The organism is Catenibacterium sp. GCM10023432, from assembly GCF_042651925.1.
GTDB lineage: Bacteria > Bacillota_I > Bacilli_A > Erysipelotrichales > Coprobacillaceae > Catenibacterium > Catenibacterium mitsuoka.
The window spans coordinates 23,430-46,302 of sequence record NZ_JBHSEB010000038.1 but is presented as its reverse complement, the minus strand read 5'-3'; the positions used below and the strand labels follow the sequence as shown (position 1 = coordinate 46,302).

At 32.7% G+C, this 22,873-nt stretch carries 18 protein-coding genes and 1 pseudogene; 1 reads left to right on the top strand and 18 read right to left on the bottom strand.

From position 1 onward, the window contains the following. Positions 1 to 144 precede the first annotated feature (144 nt). The 17 genes and pseudogenes from ACFOZZ_RS05590 to ACFOZZ_RS05510 form a co-directional block, all read right to left on the bottom strand. Positions 145 to 1,170: a hypothetical protein gene (locus tag ACFOZZ_RS05590; protein ID WP_376814884.1), complete on the bottom strand. Its 1,026-nt coding sequence runs from the start codon at positions 1,168 to 1,170 to the stop codon at positions 145 to 147. Between the two features lie 10 nt (positions 1,171 to 1,180). Then, positions 1,181 to 2,188 (bottom strand): glycosyltransferase family 2 protein, encoded by a 1,008-nt coding sequence (locus tag ACFOZZ_RS05585; RefSeq protein WP_055233016.1) that lies wholly within the window; start codon positions 2,186 to 2,188, stop codon positions 1,181 to 1,183. Continuing rightward, positions 2,188 to 3,285, bottom strand: coding sequence for a UDP-galactopyranose mutase (gene glf / locus ACFOZZ_RS05580; RefSeq protein WP_343017931.1), 1,098 nt, complete (start codon positions 3,283 to 3,285; stop codon positions 2,188 to 2,190). The genes ACFOZZ_RS05585 and glf (ACFOZZ_RS05580) overlap by 1 nt, the downstream gene beginning before the upstream one ends. Positions 3,286 to 3,366: 81 nt before the next feature. Then, a complete protein-coding gene (locus ACFOZZ_RS05575; RefSeq protein WP_055234675.1) occupies positions 3,367 to 4,860 on the bottom strand; it encodes an LCP family protein in 1,494 nt (497 codons plus the stop codon). Between the two features lie 120 nt (positions 4,861 to 4,980). Further along, positions 4,981 to 5,373, bottom strand: coding sequence for a glycerol-3-phosphate cytidylyltransferase (tagD, locus tag ACFOZZ_RS05570; RefSeq protein WP_040390148.1), 393 nt, complete (start codon positions 5,371 to 5,373; stop codon positions 4,981 to 4,983). A 78-nt stretch (positions 5,374 to 5,451) separates the two neighbouring features. Then, positions 5,452 to 6,438 (bottom strand): annotated as a pseudogene (locus tag ACFOZZ_RS05565) (NAD(P)H-dependent glycerol-3-phosphate dehydrogenase); the annotation flags it as partial. Positions 6,439 to 6,548: 110 nt separating this feature from the next. Then, complete coding sequence (locus tag ACFOZZ_RS05560) at positions 6,549 to 8,006, bottom strand: flippase (RefSeq protein ID WP_376814883.1); 1,458 nt, start codon at positions 8,004 to 8,006, stop codon at positions 6,549 to 6,551. A gap of 69 nt (positions 8,007 to 8,075) precedes the next feature. Next, a complete protein-coding gene (locus ACFOZZ_RS05555; RefSeq protein ID WP_376814882.1) occupies positions 8,076 to 9,188 on the bottom strand; it encodes a glycosyltransferase in 1,113 nt (370 codons plus the stop codon). Between the two features lie 56 nt (positions 9,189 to 9,244). Then, positions 9,245 to 10,345: a UDP-galactopyranose mutase gene (gene glf, locus ACFOZZ_RS05550; protein ID WP_376814881.1), complete on the bottom strand. Its 1,101-nt coding sequence runs from the start codon at positions 10,343 to 10,345 to the stop codon at positions 9,245 to 9,247. Next, positions 10,338 to 11,603 carry a hypothetical protein gene (locus ACFOZZ_RS05545; protein WP_279068337.1) on the bottom strand — a complete coding sequence of 422 codons (1,266 nt, stop codon included), beginning with the start codon at positions 11,601 to 11,603 and terminating at the stop codon, positions 10,338 to 10,340. Before ACFOZZ_RS05545 ends, glf (ACFOZZ_RS05550) begins: the two co-directional genes overlap by 8 nt. A gap of 16 nt (positions 11,604 to 11,619) precedes the next feature. After that, the gene (locus ACFOZZ_RS05540; protein ID WP_376814880.1) at positions 11,620 to 13,197 is read right to left on the bottom strand and encodes a peptide ABC transporter substrate-binding protein; all 1,578 of its coding nucleotides are present in this window, start codon (positions 13,195 to 13,197) and stop codon (positions 11,620 to 11,622) included. After that, on the bottom strand, positions 13,197 to 13,973 hold the full coding sequence (locus ACFOZZ_RS05535; protein ID WP_055233008.1) for a DUF4422 domain-containing protein: 777 nt from the start codon (positions 13,971 to 13,973) through the stop codon (positions 13,197 to 13,199). Before ACFOZZ_RS05535 ends, ACFOZZ_RS05540 begins: the two co-directional genes overlap by 1 nt. Positions 13,974 to 13,986: 13 nt before the next feature. After that, entirely contained in the window at positions 13,987 to 15,432 is a 1,446-nt protein-coding gene (locus tag ACFOZZ_RS05530; RefSeq protein WP_070101836.1) for a sugar transferase, read from the bottom strand. 124 nt (positions 15,433 to 15,556) lie between these two features. After that, a complete protein-coding gene (locus tag ACFOZZ_RS05525; protein WP_376814879.1) occupies positions 15,557 to 16,597 on the bottom strand; it encodes an acyltransferase in 1,041 nt (346 codons plus the stop codon). A gap of 14 nt (positions 16,598 to 16,611) precedes the next feature. Further along, positions 16,612 to 17,070: a GtrA family protein gene (locus ACFOZZ_RS05520; protein ID WP_278861070.1), complete on the bottom strand. Its 459-nt coding sequence runs from the start codon at positions 17,068 to 17,070 to the stop codon at positions 16,612 to 16,614. Positions 17,071 to 17,183: 113 nt separating this feature from the next. After that, positions 17,184 to 18,797, bottom strand: a complete 1,614-nt coding sequence (locus ACFOZZ_RS05515) for a L,D-transpeptidase family protein (RefSeq protein ID WP_279080189.1) — start codon at positions 18,795 to 18,797, stop codon at positions 17,184 to 17,186. A gap of 220 nt (positions 18,798 to 19,017) precedes the next feature. Next, positions 19,018 to 21,444, bottom strand: coding sequence for a GH25 family lysozyme (locus tag ACFOZZ_RS05510; protein WP_376814878.1), 2,427 nt, complete (start codon positions 21,442 to 21,444; stop codon positions 19,018 to 19,020). A gap of 386 nt (positions 21,445 to 21,830) precedes the next feature. Here ACFOZZ_RS05510 and ACFOZZ_RS05505 point away from each other — a divergent pair, with 386 nt between their 5' ends. Further along, positions 21,831 to 22,316 (top strand): VanZ family protein, encoded by a 486-nt coding sequence (locus ACFOZZ_RS05505; RefSeq protein WP_286696918.1) that lies wholly within the window; start codon positions 21,831 to 21,833, stop codon positions 22,314 to 22,316. Here the strand turns inward: ACFOZZ_RS05505 and ACFOZZ_RS05500 are convergent. After that, positions 22,313 to 22,864, bottom strand: a complete 552-nt coding sequence (locus tag ACFOZZ_RS05500) for a M15 family metallopeptidase (RefSeq protein ID WP_279080239.1) — start codon at positions 22,862 to 22,864, stop codon at positions 22,313 to 22,315. The genes ACFOZZ_RS05505 and ACFOZZ_RS05500 overlap by 4 nt on opposite strands. Positions 22,865 to 22,873: the final 9 nt, after the last annotated feature.

Here is a 22,873-nt window from a genome sequence, read left to right as displayed (position 1 = left end):
CACTACACTTGGCGGTAACTACCTGTGGTCGGACTATCTCCGACTGAATTAGTGCCATGCCCGGCACACCATTAAAAAACCTTCTCACGAAGGTTTATAGTGATAAGAAGAAATCCTGCATCTTCTTAGATTCTGTATTAACGATTATAGCTTTTTGATTGTTTCTAGTGATTTACTTAAGAAATATCCGTTACGTACTTTGTTAGAAACATCCTTCACATTTTTCACAATATCAAAGTACTTTTCTTCTGTCATATCACTCATAATATCAGTTAATTCATTAAGTGACTCTACCGCAAAACCAACATTGTATTTTTCTACGAATCCTGCTTCAGCAGACTGTTTCCATACAATAACTGGAATACCTGATGCAAGATATAAAGAAAGTTTATGTGGATTGTTATAACGCAAATAATTACCTGTATTACCTGTACATTCATCAACAGATGACCCGTCCCAAACTAAACCAAAACCTTTTGTTAATTGAGCAGGAACATCATCAGGTGGGAAAGCACCATTATAGTTCACGTTATCAGCTAAACATTCATCACTGCAGTTGACACCATATAACTCAAAATTTACATTTTTGATATTCTTTAACTGACTAATATAATTACTCTTTTGAGGGTTTAAGTTACCTGCTAATAATACTGATTTATCATAAGTTATAGTATTTTCATTTGGATATAAATAGTCAAATACTTCTAAATCAAAAATTCTATCTCTAGGAATTCCATAATCAATTAAGTATTCTGTCATTTTGTCATTATGAGAGATAATATAATCTGCAATTTCAAGCATTGTCTTATCCCATAATTCAAACTTTTCCCTATCATCAAGGAATAATCCTCTTAAGGTTTCTAAATCATGAATTAAAAATACATAAGTTAAATTTTTCTTTTTCTTAATTTTTTTCAATATATTAATATACTGAGTTTCTGTGTAAATCGGATGAGGAAAAACAATAAGAGAATCATTTGGGAACCCATAGAACTTTCTTAAAGCACAAATGTTATATAACTTTTTTATTACTTTATTTCCCTCTTTTTTGTTGTTAATGTCATAGTTTTTAAACCCATTTTCTTTTAAAATCTGATAACAGTCTTTTACTGCTTTTGACCCTGCGTCAAATTTATTATCAGCTGTTAAATTTAAATAATACTTTTCCATTTTACTCTCCTTATTTACTCTTAGAAAATTGTTTCTGTCTTACTTGTCCTACAAGTAATGCGAATCTATTCATCTTATGCTTTAAGAACCATAATGGTACTTTACGTGTAATAGAGATACCATTATAGTTAGAGTTCTTTACAGCACGTTTAAATAAATCATTCTTCATTAATGTATTTAAAGAAGACATCGCATTATCTTTATTTTGTGGATGTGCACAGTAATTCACAAGAATAAGTAAAACATGATAACTTACAAAGTTATAGAATAATGTTTCTATATTCTTGTCCTCTGCCATAACATCTTTTAAATCTTCTTCTACTGCTTTCATAGATAAGAGGAACTTATCTGCATAAGCTGTATCAAACTTACGTACAGCAGACTGATCATTAAATACATAATGAACAAGTGGATGCTCATCTCCCACAATTACGTTCCACTTCTGTGAAGCACGTGCACAATATTCTGCATCTTCTGCAAGACTCAATTCTTCATTTAATAATACATCTTCAATAGTAGAGGCTTTAATCAATTTTCCCCAACAGAATCCTACACCCGCCTGAACATTTAAAAGATCCTTTAAATAATCCTTCCAGTCACTGTACATTGTATCTCTTATATAATGAAGCATCTTTTCACTATGATCACTATAATCTCTACTATAATTACAGATAACACAATCTGCTTCAGCTTCTACTGCATGATTTAGAAGTATTTTACAGGCATTACTTTCAATCCAGTCATCTGCATCTAGAAACATAATATAGTCACCTTTCGCATTCTTTACACCAAGGTTTCTACCTGAACATACACCACTCTTAGAATTCTTAATAACTGTCACATTTTCTTTTGTATTTAATTCATTCAATGTATCCTGTAATTCATCATTAAACCCATTATCAATAATAATCACTTCTACATTTTTATAAGTCTGACTTAAACAGCTTTCAATTGTCTTATTAAAATATACAGGATTCCCACGATATACAGGAATAATAATAGATACTAAATTTTTCATTATTCAAATACCTCTTTTACTTTATCTAACGCAGCCGCAATAACTGCATCCATATCATAATACTTATATTCTCCTAGTCTTCCACCAAAGATCACTTTAGTTTCTGCTTCGCCTAGCTTCTTATATTCTGCATATAAGGCACCATTCTTTTCATCATTGACTGGATAGTATGGTTCATCTCCTAGCTTCCATTCAGAGCTGTATTCTCTACTGATGACAGTCTTAGGCTGTGTACCGAATTCAAACCATTTATGTTCAATAATTCTTGTCCATGGAGTTTCCGCGTCTGTATAGTTCACTGCCGCATTTCCCTGGAAATTTGGCTTATCTAATACTTCTGTTTCAAATCTGACTGATCTGTATTCTAATGTACCTAGCTTATAGTTGAAGTAAGCATCAATAGGTCCTGTATAAACAACCTTATCTGCAAGGCTGTCTAGTTCTTCCTTGTTTTCTAGGTAATCTGTATTCAATCTTACTTCAATACCTTCCAACATGTTTTCTACCATCTTCGTATAGCCACCCATTGGTATACCCTGATATAACGCATTGAAGTAGTTATTATCAAAAGTAAGTCTTACTGGTAATCTCTTGATAATGAATGATGGAAGTTCTGTACATGGTCTTCCCCATTGTTTTTCTGTATAGCCTTTGATGAGCTTTTCATAGATATCTCTACCTACAAGTGAGATAGCCTGTTCTTCAAGGTTCTTTGGTTCTCCCTTGATTTCCTGTCTCTGTTCTTCAATCTTTGCAGCAGCTTCTTCTGGAGTCACTACTCCCCACATCTTATTGAATGTATACATGTTGAATGGAAGTGAATAAAGTTCTCCCTTATAGTTTGCAACAGGTGAGTTTGTGAATCTGTTGAACTCTGCAAACTGAGTGATATACTGCCATACTTCCTTATTATTTGTATGGAAGATATGTGCACCATACTTATGTACATTGATACCTTCTACTTCTTCAGTGTAGATATTTCCTGCAATGTTAGGTCTCTTATCAATGACAAGAACCTTCTTTCCTCGTTTATTTGCTTCATGGGCAAAAATAGCACCATAAAGACCTGATCCTACTACTAGATAATCATATTTCATATTGATGTCCTTCTTTCGTCTCTTCAATAATACCATAATTTGTAATACAAAACGAGGGCTATCCAAGCCCCCGTCTCTTAATTAGTTATTTTCTTTTGCTTCTTTTTCAGCTTTTTCTACATCAAAGATTTTCTTTTCAGTATCGATCTTCTTACCATCACACATAGCGTTGATATACTTAGAATTTAATTTGATACTTTCTTCATCTGGGATGCAATACCATAATCTAGTCTTAGGCATTGAATATCCACCTGTCTGGATGACACCTTCACCCTTTAAGAATGATTTCTGGAAATCCCATTTGATATTGTCATCTAACTGCTTATTAACTAAAGCTCTGATGCTTGAAGATGGCATATTTGTAGTGAATGTATCTTTGATAGAATCTAAGATTTCACTATAGTTAGTAAGAATCTTTGGAGATACTGCTTTCTTGATAATAGCCTGTAATACAGCCTGCTGGTTTTCAGTTCTATGCTGGTCACCAGACTTATAAGTATAACGTTCTCTTGCGAAAGCAAGTGCCATACGACCATTCATATGAACATTACCTTCAGGAATCTTAATACCATGGTCTGTATATGGAATAAATGCCTTATCAGAATAAATATCAATACCACCAAGTGCATCAACTAACTGGATAACTGACTGGAAATCAACTCTTGCATAGAAATCAATATCGATATCTAAGAAGTCTTCAATAGTCTTTACACTGTTATCTGTACCACCATATAAAGCAGAATGTGTTAATTTATCTTTCTTACCACAGTTTGCAAGTTTTACATAGTAGTCTCTTGGAATACTTGTCATTAAGATCTGACCATTATTTGGATTAACAGTCACTAATAAGTTAACATCTGAACGGCTGTTTTCATTTACACCGCCACGTGAGTCAACACCACTGATATAACATACGAAAGGTTTCTTAGTAACGTTAATATCAGATGCAGTATTTTCAACTTTTTCTACAAGCTTAGTCTGCCATAATACTTTAGTCTTTGAATCAAAGTTACTATATGTTTCCTTGATTAAATCACGATAACTTTCATTTAAAAGAATTGCATCACAATCACCAGTATATAAATCTGATGCTAACTTAGCGTTATCTTCTTCTCCATTACCATGAAATTTAATCTGTTTCTGTAACTCATCTTTTACTTCCATAGCTTTCTTTTTATCGTTTGTATAATAATCGATTGTTTTACCTTTTAATGAAGAAACAGTCTTATAACCACTGCTCTTTAGTACAACTAAAGAATAAGTAGTTGTTTCAGTACCTACATTAGTAAGAGATGAAAGGAATGAGTCACCTTTGATGATTTTACTAGTACCAAAAACCATTGCGATACTTAATACAAGAGAAACTATTTTACCTACTAAAGGTCTTCCAACTTTGTTTTTCTTTGATGGCTTAGTAAACAATAACATTAATAGCCATAATACAACGAGTATTGCAAATGCAGCCATTAAATACTTTGTTGGTAAGATTCCAATCTTCACCACAAAGAATGCGAGCACTGCACTCACAACAGCCTGGATACCTAGAATCAAGGCACGTGATGTAATAAATTTCATAACTACCTCCTAATATTCGGGTTCATTCGTCATTATACTCGTAAATGAAAAAATGAAAACCTTTAACGGGATAAATACACAAAAATTACATATCATTTTCATTCACAAGTTAAATTATGACTATTTATTCAAGTCTTTTTTGATTCTTGTAGTACTGATTTCAGGAGTTCTTGGTAAATAAACGACTTCAGCGCCTTCTTCTTCTAAGAAGTCAAACTGACCTTTCCAGTCATCCCCCATAACAAATGTATCAACGTGATATTCATGAACATCTTTACGTTTCTGATCCCATCCACATTCAGGGATAACTAAATCTACATATCTTACTGATTCAAGTAGCTGTTTTCTCTGTTCATATGTAAAATAACATTTCTTCTGTTTTTCATTCCAGTTGAATTCATCTGTTGATAAACCAACAATTAGGTAATCTCCTAATTCTTTTGCTCTTCTTAATAGATTGATATGACCATAATGTAATAAGTCAAAAGTACCATAAGTAATAACTCTCTTCATTCCACTTTTCCTCGTCTTTCTTAATACTGACTCTTCAAATACATCATTAATAGATGGAAGAGGTGTTTCTGATTTTAAATCTCTCTGTAATAATGCATTCACTGCATCCTTTGGATTCAAGCCTTCATTAACGATTTCATTGACAGTCATCACAATAGGCATATCCACTTTATAAGTTTCCGCAAGTTGAACAGCTGCTGGTAATGCATTAATTCCTTCTACAACCATGCCAACTTCTTTCACTGCTTCTGCAGGTGTCTTTCCTTCACCAATCAAATGACCAGCCTGGTTGTTTCTACTAAATTCACTTGTACAAGTGACAATTAAATCACCCATACCTGTTAATCCACTAAATGTATGTGGTGTACATCCAATTCTACCACCCAGTCTCTCCATTTCAGCAAGACCTCTTGTGATTAAAGCAGCACGGGCATTATCTCCATAGCCTAAGCCTCCAGAAATACCTGCAGCTAACGCAATAATATTTTTTAATGCACCACAGATTTCAATTCCTTTTACATCGTTATTTGTATAAACTCGCATAAATGGACTACTGAAGAACTTCTGTACATATTTAGCCGCATCTAGATTCTTACATGCTGATACGATGGCAGTAGGCAATCCTCTTGCTACTTCTTCGGCATGAGTTGGTCCAGATAAAGCAACTAAATGTAATGTGTCATTATCAAGTACATCTTCAATCACTTCAGTGAGGGTCATGAATGTATCTGCTTCAATACCTTTCGCAACATCCACAATAATCTGATGGTCTTTAATATAAGGTTTAGCCTTCTCAGCTGTGCTTCTTACAAATATAGAAGGAACTGCAAACATAATAATATTCTGATCAGTACATGCTTCTTCTATATCTGTTGTATAACGAATGGTTTCAGGAAAATCCACACCAGGAAGTTTCGGATGTGTATGCGTAGTACTTAATTGTTCTACTTCCTGTGGAAGTGCAGACCACACTGTAACTTCCTTATCACAATCAGCAAGCATTCTTGCGAGAGCCATACCCCATGTACCAGCTCCTAAAATACCGATTCTCTGTTTATCAGGCATATCTCTGATTTCCTCCTTCGTATGAATATAATTATTTTACATCATTCATATCCATTAGTCATTACAATAAAAGTATACCCTTTATTGTTTTATAAGTCAAAAAGCGCAGATTATGCGCTTTTATGTTTTAACTTACTAAAGATTTGTGTCAATATTTCAATTACAAGTTTTTCTTTCATGATAATGAGTACAAGACCATATACACCAAAGAACAAGATAGCTGAAATAACGAGTGTAATAAATACATGTAGATTTAATGCAGTCACCCAGAAAGATGCAAGTGATGCAAGAATAATCGCAAGAATAATCTTTAAGTATTTAATATCACTAAAGGCTGTTTTGATTTCATTCTTTAACGCAACACACTGTACGACCATAACTGCAAATTCTGCAAGTAATGTACCAATGGCTGCACCACTTGATTGATATACTGGAATCAATAATGCATTCACTACTAAGTCAATCACTGCACCAACTATTTCAGATACAAGTACAGCTTTTTCATATCCTAATGGTACAAGAATCTGAATACCTAAAATATTGGTAATACCAATAAGAAGCAGGGTAGGCATAATAAGCTGCATTGGCACAACGGCTGGTCCAAAAGCATCACCTGATAGGAAATAGATTCCCTGCTTTGCGAAAAGCATGAAATAAATCATCATTGGTAAAGCGACTAGGAATACAAAGTTTAATGCCTTTCTACTCAACTTCTTAAATTCATCCATCTGCTGATGTTCAATATAATAAGCCGCTCTTGGAAGTAATACAGTACCTAATGACGTAACAATGGATACTAAAATATTCTTGATCTTGACGGCTGCACCATAGTAACCAACATCTGCATTAGTAGCCATGAAACCCAACATAACTGAATCTAGATTAGTATAGATTGTAGTTGCACAACTCATCGCAAAGAAGATAGCGACTGGCTTAAAATGTCTTTTAAAGTTATAATGTCCAACTGGTTTTAACCCAATATACTTATGGGCATTTAATAAGTTAAGCACAAATGAAGCACTCGCCGCAAATACTGTAATACCCGCATACATCACATAGTCGTTTTTTGTTCGTACTAACATGAACATTGCAACAAGTCCGATAAACTTGAAGATAATAGAACGGATAGTGATATATGTATATTGTTCTAGTGCTTTATAGAGCCATTCCATACCTATTGTAGTAAGTAAGATAGTACTACTAGTAATCACATACAATATCTTATCAGATGCAAGCTTTGGTACTGTGAATAACGCAATAATAAACGCAATATAAGAGACTACGGTCATGACAAGATTAATAATTAGTAATTCCTGTGTTGTTCTTGTTAATTTTTCATGATCATCTCTTACCTGTGCACATACTTTGATACCATATGTTGGAATACCTAACTGTGCAAACATAGAGAAATAAGTAATCAATGATGTCGCAAAGTTAACCTGACCTGTTCCTGTAGGTCCTAATACTCTCGATACATATGGGAATGTAATAAGTGGGAATATGAATGAAGACATTGTAAGTAATGCATTCATAATGAAATTCAACTTAAGTGATTTCTGCTTTTTCATACAAGACCTCTCTTTCCTTGTGCAAAAACGGAATCATTATAAATCAAAATACATAAAAGTTGAAGATAATTAATTAGTTTGTAATAAAATATCTTGTACTACCTTTGCTTCTAAATCGATATCATAATGATTATTTATAAAATCTTCTCTATTTAAACATTTACTAGTTTTTGAAAAGGCTTCTATGCTATCTACCCATTCATTAATATTACTATCTTCAATACCTAGTGCATCTACTGCTTTATTCACAACAGCTTCTTTAGGAATAGTATTAGAAATAACACAAGGTAATCCATTTGCTTCTGCTTCTACTAATGAAAGTCCTAATCCCTCAAAACGAGAAGGGAAGCAAAAAATATCCATTGCTTGTAAATAATCATTCACATTACTTACAACACCAGGTAATATTACTGAATTCTGAAGATGATATTCATTAATCATATCTTGAATCATCTTCATGCTTTCACCTTGTCCAATTAATATTAGCTTATATTTATCTGGATATCTTTGGTTTAATTCATTCATTACTTTAATTAAGAATTCCTGATTCTTTTGATAATGAAATCTTCCATCATGTCCAAGTAAAATCTCATTAGAAATATTCAATTTACTTCTATAATCTTTTCTTACTTCATCACTAGGTGCAAAATAGTCTAAATCAATCGCATTATAAATGACTCTATAATTTGGAAGTTCTTCACTAGCTTTTCCAAAGAACCATAAATCAGAATCCTGATTACAAGTCCAAAAATCTGTTGCATACTTAAATACTTTTCTTTGATGATATTTATGAAGTAGATTTCTTAAAAAAGAGTCTCCACCATTTGCCGCATTATGACAATGTATAATTCTTTTATGAATATGATATTTTTTTGCATATAGTAAATAATCAATATTTGATAAAGAACATGTATTAAACCATAATGCACAATATTTATCAGCATTGTTTTCGAAGAAATCTTTCATATCATGTTTATATTGTTTTAAATTCTTACTTCTGGCACATATATTATGAATAACACCACCCAGTTTTCTGATTTCATCTTCATATGCTACTTTTTCTGTATTACATAGGAATTCAAATTGTAAAACTGAACGATCAATATGTCTGTAATAATTCATAATGACGCTTTCCATACCACCTGGATTATCAGTCATCCCAAAAACTAATACCTTTTTCATTTCGCATCACCTCGTAAATATATGTATATTATAAGTCCATATATAGAAAAAAGGAATTAATTAAATTCCTTTTTAACTCTGTCTAATGCAGCTGCAATAACTGCATCCATATCATAATACTTATATTCTCCTAGTCTTCCACCAAAGATCACTTTAGTTTCTGCTTCGCCTAGCTTCTTATATTCTGCATATAAGGCACCATTCTTTTCATCATTGACTGGATAGTATGGTTCATCTCCTAGCTTCCATTCAGAGCTGTATTCTCTACTGATGACAGTCTTAGGCTGTGTACCGAATTCAAACCATTTATGTTCAATAATTCTTGTCCATGGAGTCTCTGCGTCTGTATAGTTCACTGCCGCATTTCCCTGGAAATTTGGCTTATCTAATACTTCTGTTTCAAATCTGACTGATCTGTATTCTAATGCACCTAGCTTATAGTTGAAGTAAGCATCAATAGGTCCTGTATAAACAACCTTATCTGCAAGGCTGTCTAGTTCTTCCTTGTTTTCTAGGTAATCTGTATTCAATCTTACTTCAATACCTTCCAACATGTTTTCTACCATCTTTGTATAGCCACCCATTGGAATACCCTGATATAACGCATTGAAGTAGTTATTATCAAAAGTAAGTCTTACTGGTAATCTCTTGATGATGAATGATGGAAGTTCTGTACATGGTCTTCCCCACTGCTTTTCTGTATAGCCTTTGATGAGCTTTTCATAGATATCTCTACCTACAAGTGAGATAGCCTGTTCTTCAAGGTTCTTTGGTTCTCCCTTGATTTCCTGTCTCTGTTCTTCAATCTTTGCAGCAGCTTCTTCTGGAGTCACTACTCCCCACATCTTATTGAATGTATACATGTTGAATGGAAGTGAATAAAGTTCTCCCTTATAGTTTGCAACAGGTGAGTTTGTGAATCTGTTGAACTCTGCAAACTGAGTGATATACTGCCATACTTCCTTATTATTTGTATGGAAGATATGTGCACCATACTTATGTACATTGATACCTTCTACTTCTTCAGTATAGATATTTCCTGCAATGTTTGGTCTCTTATCAATGACAAGAACCTTCTTTCCTCGTTTATTTGCTTCATGGGCAAAAATAGCACCATAAAGACCTGATCCTACTACTAGATAATCATATTTACTCATCTAAGTGTCCTCCTTGGTTAAATAGTAAATCATTTAGTACTGGTATAATTGTTAAACAGAATATTGAAAATGTAAGTGAAGTAATTCTAGGATTCAATAAACTGAATGTTGTAGTAATAAATGCAATGAACAATAATCCGTCTTTCTTATTCTTATAAAGATACCAGATTACTGCAGCTAAAATAATGAAGAATGAAATAAAGAAAATCCATCCATTTTCAAACAAGAGTCTCATGTATTCATTATCAATGAAATTGCTTCGAATAATACTATATTCTTTCGCATTATCTAATGAATAACCAACCAAATCTATATTACTTCCAAACAAACTATATCCTGATCTTTTAAAGTTATAAAATGTCTGATAAAGTCTGTTAGATAATACATCATTCAACTTTGAAAAAGCCTTAAATAGAAAACTATTGATGTCAGCATGATTAAATGCATAACCAAATATATTTACAATCACAAAACTTCCAATTGGATAAAGAATGAATAATGATGAAAACAACTTTTTGACAACATCAACCAATTTCTCTATCTTTTTAGTAATGTTAAACTTATTTAATACTAAACAAAATACTATTAATTCTGATACTAAGAATTCAGTTCTAGAGTTTGTTACAAAATAAGTAAATAACACTAATAACTGATATACACCAATTTCCTTAAAATCAACTTTAAATCTACATCTATATGACGCATGGAGTATATAAAACAAAACTAATTGTGCCAAGTATGTAGGATATCCAAATCCTAAAGAATGACGTGCTGTTCCATCAGTTCTCATATTAACGTAGTCATACAATATACCAAATGAGCATAGTGTAATAAATAAAACCATTACTAGAAACTGCATATTAGTAACTGAATCAACCATAGAATCAAAATCAAAACATGCAGCATAACATAATGCGAGCAATAAGAATATCAACGTTTTGTTTTTTGTTAAAACAAAATTAATCACTATACTTATTACTGCAACTAAAGACAAACCAAATAATACCCATTGTCTTGAATTAAATGATTTGATTTTATTGATATATTCACCAATATCAAGTCTTATTAATCTGCTGAATATAATGAATATAAAATATAGATAACACAAATATCTTAACAGTTTAATTAATACAACTGCTTTTGGAAAACTATGACTTACAGTAGATAAATCTAACCATAATGTAAAATAATAAAGACCAAACATCAACATACCAAAATTAGAAGTTTGTATTTTATGCAATAAACCTTTTTCTTTCAAATTACGCTCCCCCTCATTAACGCATATACATATATCTAAAGCTATATGGGGCACCACAGAAATTACGAATCAAATCAGTGACACCCATATTAATTAAGTATCTCTGTCCCTGATGGACAACTGGAATGAATGCATAGTCACGCATTGCGACTCTTTCTGCATTTAAGAATGCATAGTAACGTTCATCTTGATCCTTTGCGTTCACTGCAGTTCTAAAGTAGTTATTGAATTCATTATTCGCATAATGATTAATACCCTGGTTATTGACTGCAAGAGGGGCTAGATAATCATAAGCATCATTACATACACCCTTGATACGTAATAAAGAAAGTTCTGCCTGATTATAATCTACAGTATTTACTTCTTTTAAATACACCTTGATTTGTTTTGTTGCTTCAAGATCATCTTTAATCTTATCCGCAATTGCCTTAGTTGCTGGATAATCATTTGTATAAGTTAAAGTAAATGTGAATTTCTTCAATTTGTATTCATTAAGAAGCTTACTTAAAGTTTTCTTTGCTTCTTTCTTGTCATACTTTAATTTATAACTAGAAGCATCTCTAATAAACTGCTTATTAGAGTTGAAACAGATTCCCATAGGAAGTAATCCCTGTGCCTTATGACTTCCATCATGCAATACCTGTTTATTGTATTTCTTTCTTTCAAGTAATAAAGACATTGCTTCACGTACTCTTTCATCTGATAAATACTGATCCTTGAAATTAGGCACTAAATCCCAAATAACACTATCAGGATCTGCAGTACTTGAATCTTTACCATCATACTTCTTCGCATTTTCACCAGTCACTGCCGCAAAGTCAATCTTACCTTCATCAAACATCTTGATCTTATCTTCATTACTGATTCCAAAATACATATTAATACAATCGATATTTGTCTTCTTTGCGATATAACATGTCTTATTCTTCTTTAAAGTAATCTTATCTTTAGAAATAGAAGACACCTTATATGTCCCACATGACAATAATGTCTTAGGAGAAGTTGCATACTGATCTCCCTGTGCTTCTACAAACTTCTGATTTAATGGGAAGAATACTGGCTGAGTCACTAAATCCATAAAACGTGATGTCTTATAAGCAAGATTAACGACTAACTTCTTATCCTTCACATAAACCCCTAATGTATCTGCAGACTTTCTACCGTTGTAGATTTCATCTGCTCCTGCAATGGCTGCACCATAAGATGTAAGAAGCTTAGATGCATCAGAACGCATAGATAAGGCTCTCTTCCATGCATATACAAAGTCCTCTGCAGTCACAGGATCCCCATTAGACCATTTCACATTCTTTCTAATTTCGAAAGTATATGTTTTACCATCATCACTGACTTTCATGCTTTTCGCAATGGCAGGCTTTAACTTACTTTTCACATTATAAGCATATAAACCATCACCAAAAGCCTGAATCACATTCGTAGATGTTTCATCAATAGCCTTTGATGCATCAAGTGAAGTCACATAACCAGAATCTGCAAAATTAAATACCTTCTGTGAATCCGCATTATTAGTCAAAGAACATCCAGTCATCAAACTCATTGCGAGTACAAGTGTCACTATTTTCTTAAATAAACTCATTAAAAACTCTCCCCATACTTCTTATGTAAGAACTTAGCCTTTAAAAATCCCATTCCCTTTTTAAACATGTTGATCTTTTCCATATAAACAAATGGCACTTCCTTACATGAATAACCGTTCTCCATCATCCAGACATCTAATAATAATTCACTAATTCTACCTGGATAACGTGCATGGAAACTATTATATTCAGCATCTTCAAATCTCTTTGTCAATTCAAATAAAATACCAAATAACCATTCACAATAAGCATCAAAATATTCTTTCTTCATCACAAACATATTAAAAGCATGCATTGTCTTTTCTTTCATATGTTTATCAAAAGCTGGTAAATACTCTGGACACTTCTCTTCAATAATCTTTCTTGTTTCATCGAGTGGTTCTGGATAAAGTGTATGAACATAATGATCATAAATTGTTTCAATATAATAATTACGTCTCTTAGTCACTAAGATATCATTGTCCTTTAATAATTCTTCTGCTTCCTTAGAAGTAAGAACACAATCAAATGGATCCTTTGTTTTCTTCTTACCTCTAAAATGTCTACGATAATGCGCTAAACCTACATAATCTGCATCTAAATTCTTCCAAGCCCAATATAATCCTGTTAACTCACAGAACTGTGGGTTTAAAGAAGAAATATTATCACCTGTATTATCACGTGTATATCCAAGATCATCCTTACCTTCTGCACCTACCTGTACAGGAACATACATCTCATCATCAGGCATACGATACTTCTTATGTGTCGCAATAATAATCTTTACTGATGGCATATTCATTACTCCTTTACATTGATCCTTCTTTTTTGAAAACAACCTGTACTGTCTTCAATAAGATCTGAATATCAAGACTGAACTTCCAGTTCTTGATATATTCTTTATCTAATCTTGCGATTTCTTCAAAGTCAGTGATATTACTTCTACCGCTTACCTGCCACATACCTGTAATACCTGGCTTAAATGCAAGACGTGCTCTATGACGTAATTCATACTTATTCCATTCATCAAGAGTAGGAGGTCTAGTACCTACTAAACTCATATCACCCTTTAATACATTAAAGAACTGCGGAAATTCATCAAGAGACCAGTCTCTAATGAAGTTACCTACACCCTTCTTAATAGTTCCGTCGGCTTTCTTCTTACAGCCAATAATACGAGGGTCATATTCAAGTTTGAACATCATACCGTCCTTGACTCTATTCTGCGCCATAAGTTCCTTCTTACGTTCTTCAGCGTCCATATACATACTTCTAAACTTATACATATTGAACACTTTACCATTTCTACCAACTCTCTTCTGTTTAAAGAAGATTGGTCCTGGAGACGCAATAAAAATTGCAGGAGCTAAGAAAATTGTTAGAATGAGTGTAATTAAGCAGCCTACTAAACCACCTAAAATATCTAATATTCTCTTCGCAATCCAGTCGTATTCATTAATAGAGTTCATGCTGACAGTCAATACCTGGTTTTTACCCATTCTTTCAAACTGTTTACGATAACCCTTTAATGAGTTATATTCACTGATTTCTACATGAACTGCAAGACCCATTTCAGCTAAGTCTTTAACTAAAGAAGTTGAGAAAACACCTTCCCTAGGAAGAATAACCAATGCTTCATCCATCCACTGTCTCAATACATAATCTATGACAGTATCCTGAGACGCGACAATAGACCAGCCATGTGATTTCTGACCTTCCATATTCTTATCTAGAACCGCAAATCCAACACTCTGATATTCATCTAAGCCAAATGCTTTCTTATTCTCTGTAATAGAATCAATATACTCAGACTCTGTAATCACGATCAATGACTTCTTATTATTCTTTCTTCTACGTCTTACAATTGGCTTCATAACACAATGCACAATATAAGTAAACATTGCATCAAATACACATGTAAAACCTAAAGTTAAACGTGATACATCATCCTTCTGCGCATAGAAAATATAAGCAGTAGATACAACCATTAATAATAATGATTTCTCTATTACCTTTATCATTTCTGTAACGTTATTACGCTTTAAAATATTCTTTAAAATATTAAAGAATATAATAATCAACATATCCAATAATGTCATAACTATAGCGATATTTACATACAATGATCTAGTATATAAATCAAGTATTCCATGACGCATATAGTAAGCTAGAAAAATGGCTAGCTGTAAACAAATCAGGTCCGCAATTAAAAAATCTAAATGCTTTGCCCATCCTCTTAGTTTCCTTTTATACATCTCATATTCACATCCTTATTGTCAAGTTCGTACTAAGTTAACTATACCACAAAATGACCTGTAATTCACTCATTGCCGTTATTATACCTTATTACAAGGCCATCTATGTGTAATTTTTGTGTAATTATGGTAATACTTTCTTTCCCACTCTTAATTTTCGAATTAATGCAGTTAAAATAATCGTGATAGGAATCACAACGAGCGGCATACCTAAACGATAGATAATTGACTTTGTATAATTCGCAAGATGTAGGTATCTATTTAAGATTTCAATAATGTAATAATGCATTAAATAAATAGGGAATGTATATTTTTTAATGAACTGTACATATTTAGATATTTTAGTCTGCATGACTTTACTACTGATCTGTTTAATAAATAAGAAAATAGCACCAGAATACATCAAAATAGGGGTCTGCATTAAATTCTTATAGATCTGACTCACACCACCTAATGCGTAAGATTCAAAATAAGTACCACCAAAATGCATTAAGAAACCTGCCAAACCAAGAATATAAATAATACACCTCTGATTAAGTGTAAAATCTATCTTATGAATCAAATAACCCATTACCACAAAGATTGCATAACCACTTACTACATTAATTCCTAAAGGCCATGCTATATCAATATGAAAGGCTGATAGAAGGAATGGAATAGTTCCATTAAAAATAAATCCAATGATAAACAAATATTTAAATAGCTCGATTCTTTTTTCTTCCGAAATAGATGCAAATAGAGGAATAGATAAATAGATTCCAAACAATGGCATAAAGAACCAATAAATACTCACAAATTGATTATTAATAATACCATCTACTAGAACTCTTAAAGTTAAATCAGATGGTTTAAGTGTGTGTAAGAAAACAATATCAAATACTAGACCTACAAATGTCCAGAATAGAAATGGAATCACTGTCTTAGAGAAACGTTTCTTTAAGAAAGTCTTTGTATCATATCTCTTTTGATAATCCATCAATGTCACACTTGAAATCATAAAGAATACAGGAACTGCAAAAATAAATACACTTTCAATTAAGTTCGCAGTAATCCAATATCTTGATTTATTAAACTCCCAGAAACACCCATTTGTATGTAGAAATACAACTGCAATTGCCGCAATAACATTCGCTAAATCGATATATTCTATCTTTTTCGTTTTCATATAAATACCCCTCATTACTTCTTAAATACAAATAGCTTACTAATTAAATAATTTCCAATAAGCACAAGAATCTGTGCTGCAACCTTTACACCAATACTATTCATACTTAATAACTTAATACCCACATATAAGATGACTTCTTCCATTAAAAGAGTCGCAACACGTCCTCCAAAGAAAGAAACCATTTCTCTAAGAATCCCATTCATATCTTCCGCATTACTATCAAATACCCAGATACGGTTTGTTATATACGCAAATAATACCGCTAATATCCAAGAAAAGATATTCGCAATCATTGGATCCATATGCATGCCAATATCAAAGAATGCATAAGAACCGATGCTAATAAAAGTCGTTAAACCACCAAAGAATAAATAGAGTAATACTTCTTTATATTTCTTATAAAATGGATTAAAGATACTTAAGATCTTCCACTCCATGATTCTATCAAATATATCTTTATCTTTTTTCATAAAACCTCCATGATACACTCATACAGAATAAGTATACATCATATTGAGGTATTCTCCCAATTAAATTGTACTCTACAAAAAAAGTTCCTCCTAAATAGGAGGAACCTGAGATGTTAATAAATAATTACTTTAGTCTTCTTAGGAATGTTGTCATAGATCCATTTCGCATGATTAATATCTAATCTTACACAACCATGAGAGACTGCTGCATCCATCGCATTATCAATAATATTCTTCGGAGTATTCTGTCTATCATAGATAACTGAATGGAATAAGTAGTTACCAGTAATCTGTGTATAATACCAGCATCTACCTCTTGAGCCTGTATTAAAGTATTTACCTTTAATACCTACATAATACGTACCACTTACAGTAGGTGTAGAAGGTTTACCAACACAGCACTTATAATACTGTACATCCTGCCAGTTATTCTTACCACCCTTAAATATACCTACACGATGTGCCGCTCTATCTACAAGTATAATATAGTTTGTAGGACTTGTTTCATTACGCACTAATCCACGCATCTTATCTAAAGCACTATAAACCATCACACCATTAACTACTTCATAGTATCTGCCTTTACCATCGATCTGTGCAAAACCAGAATAATTCCAATCTAATACACCATGATTAATGTAGTAATAACTACCTGCATGATAGGCTAAACCTGTATAGTTCCAATCAAGAACACCGCCTCTAATACAATACCATGTACCAAAGTACTGGAATAAATCAGTATAGTTCCAGTTTAACTTACCATTTTCTACATAATACCATGTACCATAGTATTTAGTTAGATTAGTGAAATTCCAATCTAACTGTCCATTCACAACCATGTACCATGTACTATAATACTGTGTTAAGCCTGTATAATCCCAATTGATTCTACCATGGTCTACATAATACCAAGTACCACAATGTTGTGTTAAACCTGTATAATTCCAATCAAGAACACCATTCTTTACATAGTACCAAGTACCAAAGTAATAAGTGACATCATTGAATTTCCAGTCTAACTGGCCATTCACAACCATATACCATGTACTATAGTACTTTGTTAGACCTGTATAACTCCAATTAAGAATACCATTCTCAACATAGTACCATCTACCTTCATACTGAACTAAACCAGTATAATCAGTCTTTAATTTACCTTTTTCTAATAAGAACCATGTCCCATCAACATATGTTAAACCATTCTTATTCGTATCAAGAGAGCCTTTACGAATGTAGTATAAAACACCATCTGTTTTACATGCACCAGTATAGTCCCAGTTGATCTGACCTTTTTCAACATAGAAGTAGCCACCACAATGTTCTACTACACCTGTATAAGTCCAGTCAATCGTACCATTCTCTACAAAGTACCATCCACCACAATGATAAATAACATCCCTTGTTTCTTCATTCAAGCGACCCTTATCAATATAGTACCAAGTACCATCAATATAGACTACATCAGTTAACTTTGTATCTACAGTCCCATTCTGTACATAATACTTTTCACCTTCATACTCAGCGAGTCCTTTAAAGTCTTTGTTTACTTCTCCATCTGAATAATAGACAAACTGATTATCTTCATACATAAGTCCAGACTTTGGTGTAATCACATCTTCTGTTGTTTCATCATCTAATGCATAAACAGAATGATTCAAAGCAAGAGGTACCTGAATAACCATAAAAGATAAAATCAAGCCTAATAACAACTTACTTAGTTTCTTCATGAAATGTCGCCTCCTTTCTTTAGAATAGGATTATCATCCCATATTTATTCTACCCTTATAGTTCTTTATAATCAATTATTTGTATCAGATTGTATTTTTATTATACTTAATGTTTAAATACTCCTCTAAACATATCCCTTTATCCACTTTTTTTAGGTAAATAATTCTTCTCATAAAAAATATCCTCCTAATAGGAGGATATCGATCATACTCATCATTTCTAAACACGTTTACCATTAACTACTTTATAGTAAGTTCCTTTATTGTTCACCTGGGCATAACCATTGAAGTTCCAGTTTATCTCACCATTTTCTACATAGAAGTAATTACCAGAATGATAAACAAGACCTTTATAGCTATAGTTGATACGTCCATCTTTTACATAATACCAAGTACCTGAGTGTTGGAATAAGCCTGTGTGGTTCCAATCAAGCTTACCTTTCTTCACATAATACCAAGTGCCATAATAATAAACGACATCAGTAAAATTCCAATCTACTTCACCATTTCTCACATAGTACCATGTTTCTCCATATTTCACTAAGTCAGTATAGCCCCAATTAATTTTTCCATGATCCACATAATACCATCTCTTATCATAAAGAACTAAACTACAATAATCCCAGTTGATCACACCATGATCCACATAGAACCATTCATTATTATAATAAATAAGTCCTGAATGACTATAATCTACAACACCCTTCTTAATATAGTACCAAGTACCATCTTCACTTTGTGCAAGTCCTGTATAATTCCAGGCAACCTCACCATTCTTCACACAATATTTTGTCTGATAGTACTGAACAACACCATTGTAGTCCCAATGAATCATACCTTTATGAATATAGTACCAAATGTTGTTGTAAAGAATTAAGTTGCTGTAGTTCCAGTTAACTGAACCATTATCAAAATAATACCAGTTGTTCTTATAGTAAGTTAATGCGGTATAATTTTCATCTACAATTCCCTTAGTGACATAGAGATAATTTCCACCATTCTCTACAACACCTGTATATTGCGAATTAATCACACCATTCTCAATATAATATCGTTTACCATTATATTTACAAATACCAGTATAACTCTTATCTACCTGACCATTCTTAATATAGTAGTATTTTCCATCCTGTTCATAAAGGTCATTGAAATTATAATCAACCATACTATTTGAAACATAATACAAAGTACCATTTGATTCTACTAAGCCTCGATGATTCCATCTAATCATACTACGATCAACATAATAAATAACTCCATTATATTTAACTAGACTTGTATAGGTCCAGGTAATTTGCCCATTTTCTATATAATACCAATTATTATTGAAATAGTAGAGACTATTAAATCCTGTATCTACTTTTCCACCTTTTATATAATACCAGGTATCACCCGTATAGAATAAATCATTAAATCCATAATCAATCTGACTACTTGAGAAGTAATATTTAATGCCATTATAAGCTGCTACATTATTATACTTCCAGGTAATCATGCTGCTTTCTACATAATAGATATTGTTGTTGTATGGAACCGGACCATTAAATGACCAATCCAATACACCTTTATTGATATAGAACCAGTTCTTATTGTAGTAATACAGGTCAGTAAAGTTCTTATTCACCTTACCTGCATTCAACATATACCAGTTCACACCTGCTTGGGTAAATCCAGTTTTAGAAGTATCCACCTTACCATTCACAACCAGATAATCATTACCATTATAGGATGCGATACCATTATAAGATTTATTGATCTGGTTATTTGTATAATAGTAAAGTCCACCATTGACTTGATGTAATCCATCAGAATATTGAGGTTTATTCACATTAGATGGACCATTAAACGTCTTATACGCATAGTTCAGATCGACACGTCCTGAAATTCCAGGTACGCTACCAGTAGAAGAACATTGCCACATATCATAAGTACCAGTATAAGTACAAGTACTGTTATATTGTGCAACCCACTTCGTCCAGGAAGAGAATCGACTGTCTGTTAAGTAATTCGTAAACCAATCCTTGCTGGCATAAATACCTACTGTATATCCTTTTGCAGATAACTTATTGCAGAATGTTTCCGCAATATCACCAATGCCTGTCTTACTCACTTTATTACGCACTGCATATTCTTCTAAATCATAATAAACAGGATAGCTTAACTTCTTGCCTTGTAATAAGCGAATCGCATGATCTGCTTCACTAGAAGCCTTAGCGACAGTATCTGCATAAGAATACAAATACACACCATAAGGAATATTGTTTTCTACACATCCCTTTACATTCTCTTCCCATCTCTTGTCATCCTGAGATGTTTCATTTGTACCATATCCACATCGAATAATCGCATAATCAACACCTGATTGTTTTACTCTTCTCCAGTCAATCTTTTCATTATGGGTACTTACATCAATACCTTTTGCGATAGCTTTTGAATCCTGAGGCCACGAAGAATCAACTGCCGAACTTAGAAAGAGACTCATAGAATGTCCTTCTCTAGTTTCTCCATCGGTATATCTAAAGCTATTCGCAATATCATTCTTTTCATTATCACTGATATCTTCACTATAGGCTAGTAGAGATGCATTACTTAAAACCATAAAACAAGATAAAATAATAATCCAAAACTTAAAAAGTGTCTTCTTCATAAATGTACTCTCCTTCGCATATCAAAAAATTTTAACATCTACATTATTAATCATCAATTTAGGTAAAATAATTCACATTATTTCCTAAAATTTATGAAAAATGAAAGGGCCGTGCATGAAATATTTTCTTTTGTCTGTTTGATCTCTATTGATTCAATTCTTCTATTTAGTTCTCATATTATTATGGTTTTAACTACTCTTTTTTGAATCCTTAGACATCTATATTACTGATAAATATATTATACCATCACCCTGAATAATCAGTAACCCCCTTATGAAAGTATTTTCATTACTTATATATACTATCATTTGTATATAATTTCTTATTCATTTGTATTTTTTCTTTGCCTGATGTATATTGATACCCTAAGAAAGGAGAAAAAATAATGAAGAAAAAAGTATTACGTATTCTACTCACTCTACTCATCATTGCCTGGATGGGACTTATATTCTTTTTCTCTAGCCAAACAGGTCCAGCAAGTGCATCTTCTTCTCATTCTGTCTTATATCTATTAGGACATATTTCAAAGAGTCTTACAGGGCATGATTTAGTATCTGCATTATCACCTGCAGCTTTTGGTTTCCTAGAATTCATTATTCGTAAATGTGCGCATATGTTTGCGTATTTCATCTTAAGTATTCTCACAATGTCACTTTTGTTTACATATAAAAAATATCCTATACGCTTTAAAGCATGTCTATCTCTACTGATCAGTTTTCTTTATGCCTGTTCAGATGAGATCCACCAGTTCTTTGTAGGAGGGCGCAGTGCAAGTTTTAAAGATGTTCTCATAGATTCCACAGGTGCATGTATTGGAATACTTCTTACATTTATCATTTATATCATAATCAAAAAGGCACAGCATTATTAGCTGTGTCTTTCATTTGGCTTGAATTCTATATAGTCATAAGAATCTTCATCTGTATAATGCCACCATTCTCCCTCATATGCTATGAAGCCATATTTTTCCATTGTCTCTTCTAGTAATAGAACATGTTTAAGAGGACTTCCTGCTAACCATGAATAATCTCTACTTGCCTTACTAGTAAAATCATCAAACTCTGTAGGCATCGCTATTTCACTTCCATCACTCTTTACAAGAGTCACATCAACTACATTTCCAAAATTATGTGTCTTGGGACCATATGTCGGATCAGCAACAAACTCATCATCATGAATAAGTTTCCAGAAGTATTGTTGTGCAGTAAATGGTCTATAAGCATCCCAGATTTTTAAGCTATAACCTATTTCTTTTAACTCTTCCTGAACCTTCTTGAGTTTAAGTGTAGTACCTAGCCTTAAATACGCTTCATCAAAATCATAAACTTTAGTATGTGTAAAATTACGTTCTGTTGCATAACGTAGTTCCACATATATATCAGGAATATAATCCTTCACTCTCACATAATCACTCTTCATAACATCTCC

What these genes read in the sequence shown, in the direction of transcription:
- ACFOZZ_RS05590 (WP_376814884.1), bottom strand. Translation starts at nt 1,170, where the DNA reads ATGGAAAAGTATTATTTAAATTTAACAGCTGATAATAAATTTGACGCA.
- ACFOZZ_RS05585 (WP_055233016.1), bottom strand. Translation starts at nt 2,188, where the DNA reads ATGAAAAATTTAGTATCTATTATTATTCCTGTATATCGTGGGAATCCT.
- glf (WP_343017931.1), bottom strand. Translation starts at nt 3,285, where the DNA reads ATGAAATATGATTATCTAGTAGTAGGATCAGGTCTTTATGGTGCTATT.
- ACFOZZ_RS05575 (WP_055234675.1), bottom strand. Translation starts at nt 4,860, where the DNA reads ATGAAATTTATTACATCACGTGCCTTGATTCTAGGTATCCAGGCTGTT.
- tagD (WP_040390148.1), bottom strand. Translation starts at nt 5,373, where the DNA reads ATGAAGAGAGTTATTACTTATGGTACTTTTGACTTATTACATTATGGT.
- ACFOZZ_RS05560 (WP_376814883.1), bottom strand. Translation starts at nt 8,006, where the DNA reads ATGAAAAAGCAGAAATCACTTAAGTTGAATTTCATTATGAATGCATTA.
- ACFOZZ_RS05555 (WP_376814882.1), bottom strand. Translation starts at nt 9,188, where the DNA reads ATGAAAAAGGTATTAGTTTTTGGGATGACTGATAATCCAGGTGGTATG.
- glf (WP_376814881.1), bottom strand. Translation starts at nt 10,345, where the DNA reads ATGAGTAAATATGATTATCTAGTAGTAGGATCAGGTCTTTATGGTGCT.
- ACFOZZ_RS05540 (WP_376814880.1), bottom strand. Translation starts at nt 13,197, where the DNA reads ATGAGTTTATTTAAGAAAATAGTGACACTTGTACTCGCAATGAGTTTG.
- ACFOZZ_RS05535 (WP_055233008.1), bottom strand. Translation starts at nt 13,973, where the DNA reads ATGCCATCAGTAAAGATTATTATTGCGACACATAAGAAGTATCGTATG.
- ACFOZZ_RS05530 (WP_070101836.1), bottom strand. Translation starts at nt 15,432, where the DNA reads ATGTATAAAAGGAAACTAAGAGGATGGGCAAAGCATTTAGATTTTTTA.
- ACFOZZ_RS05525 (WP_376814879.1), bottom strand. Translation starts at nt 16,597, where the DNA reads ATGAAAACGAAAAAGATAGAATATATCGATTTAGCGAATGTTATTGCG.
- ACFOZZ_RS05520 (WP_278861070.1), bottom strand. Translation starts at nt 17,070, where the DNA reads ATGAAAAAAGATAAAGATATATTTGATAGAATCATGGAGTGGAAGATC.
- ACFOZZ_RS05515 (WP_279080189.1), bottom strand. Translation starts at nt 18,797, where the DNA reads ATGAAGAAACTAAGTAAGTTGTTATTAGGCTTGATTTTATCTTTTATG.
- ACFOZZ_RS05510 (WP_376814878.1), bottom strand. Translation starts at nt 21,444, where the DNA reads ATGAAGAAGACACTTTTTAAGTTTTGGATTATTATTTTATCTTGTTTT.
- ACFOZZ_RS05505 (WP_286696918.1), top strand. Translation starts at nt 21,831, where the DNA reads ATGAAGAAAAAAGTATTACGTATTCTACTCACTCTACTCATCATTGCC.
- ACFOZZ_RS05500 (WP_279080239.1), bottom strand. Translation starts at nt 22,864, where the DNA reads ATGAAGAGTGATTATGTGAGAGTGAAGGATTATATTCCTGATATATAT.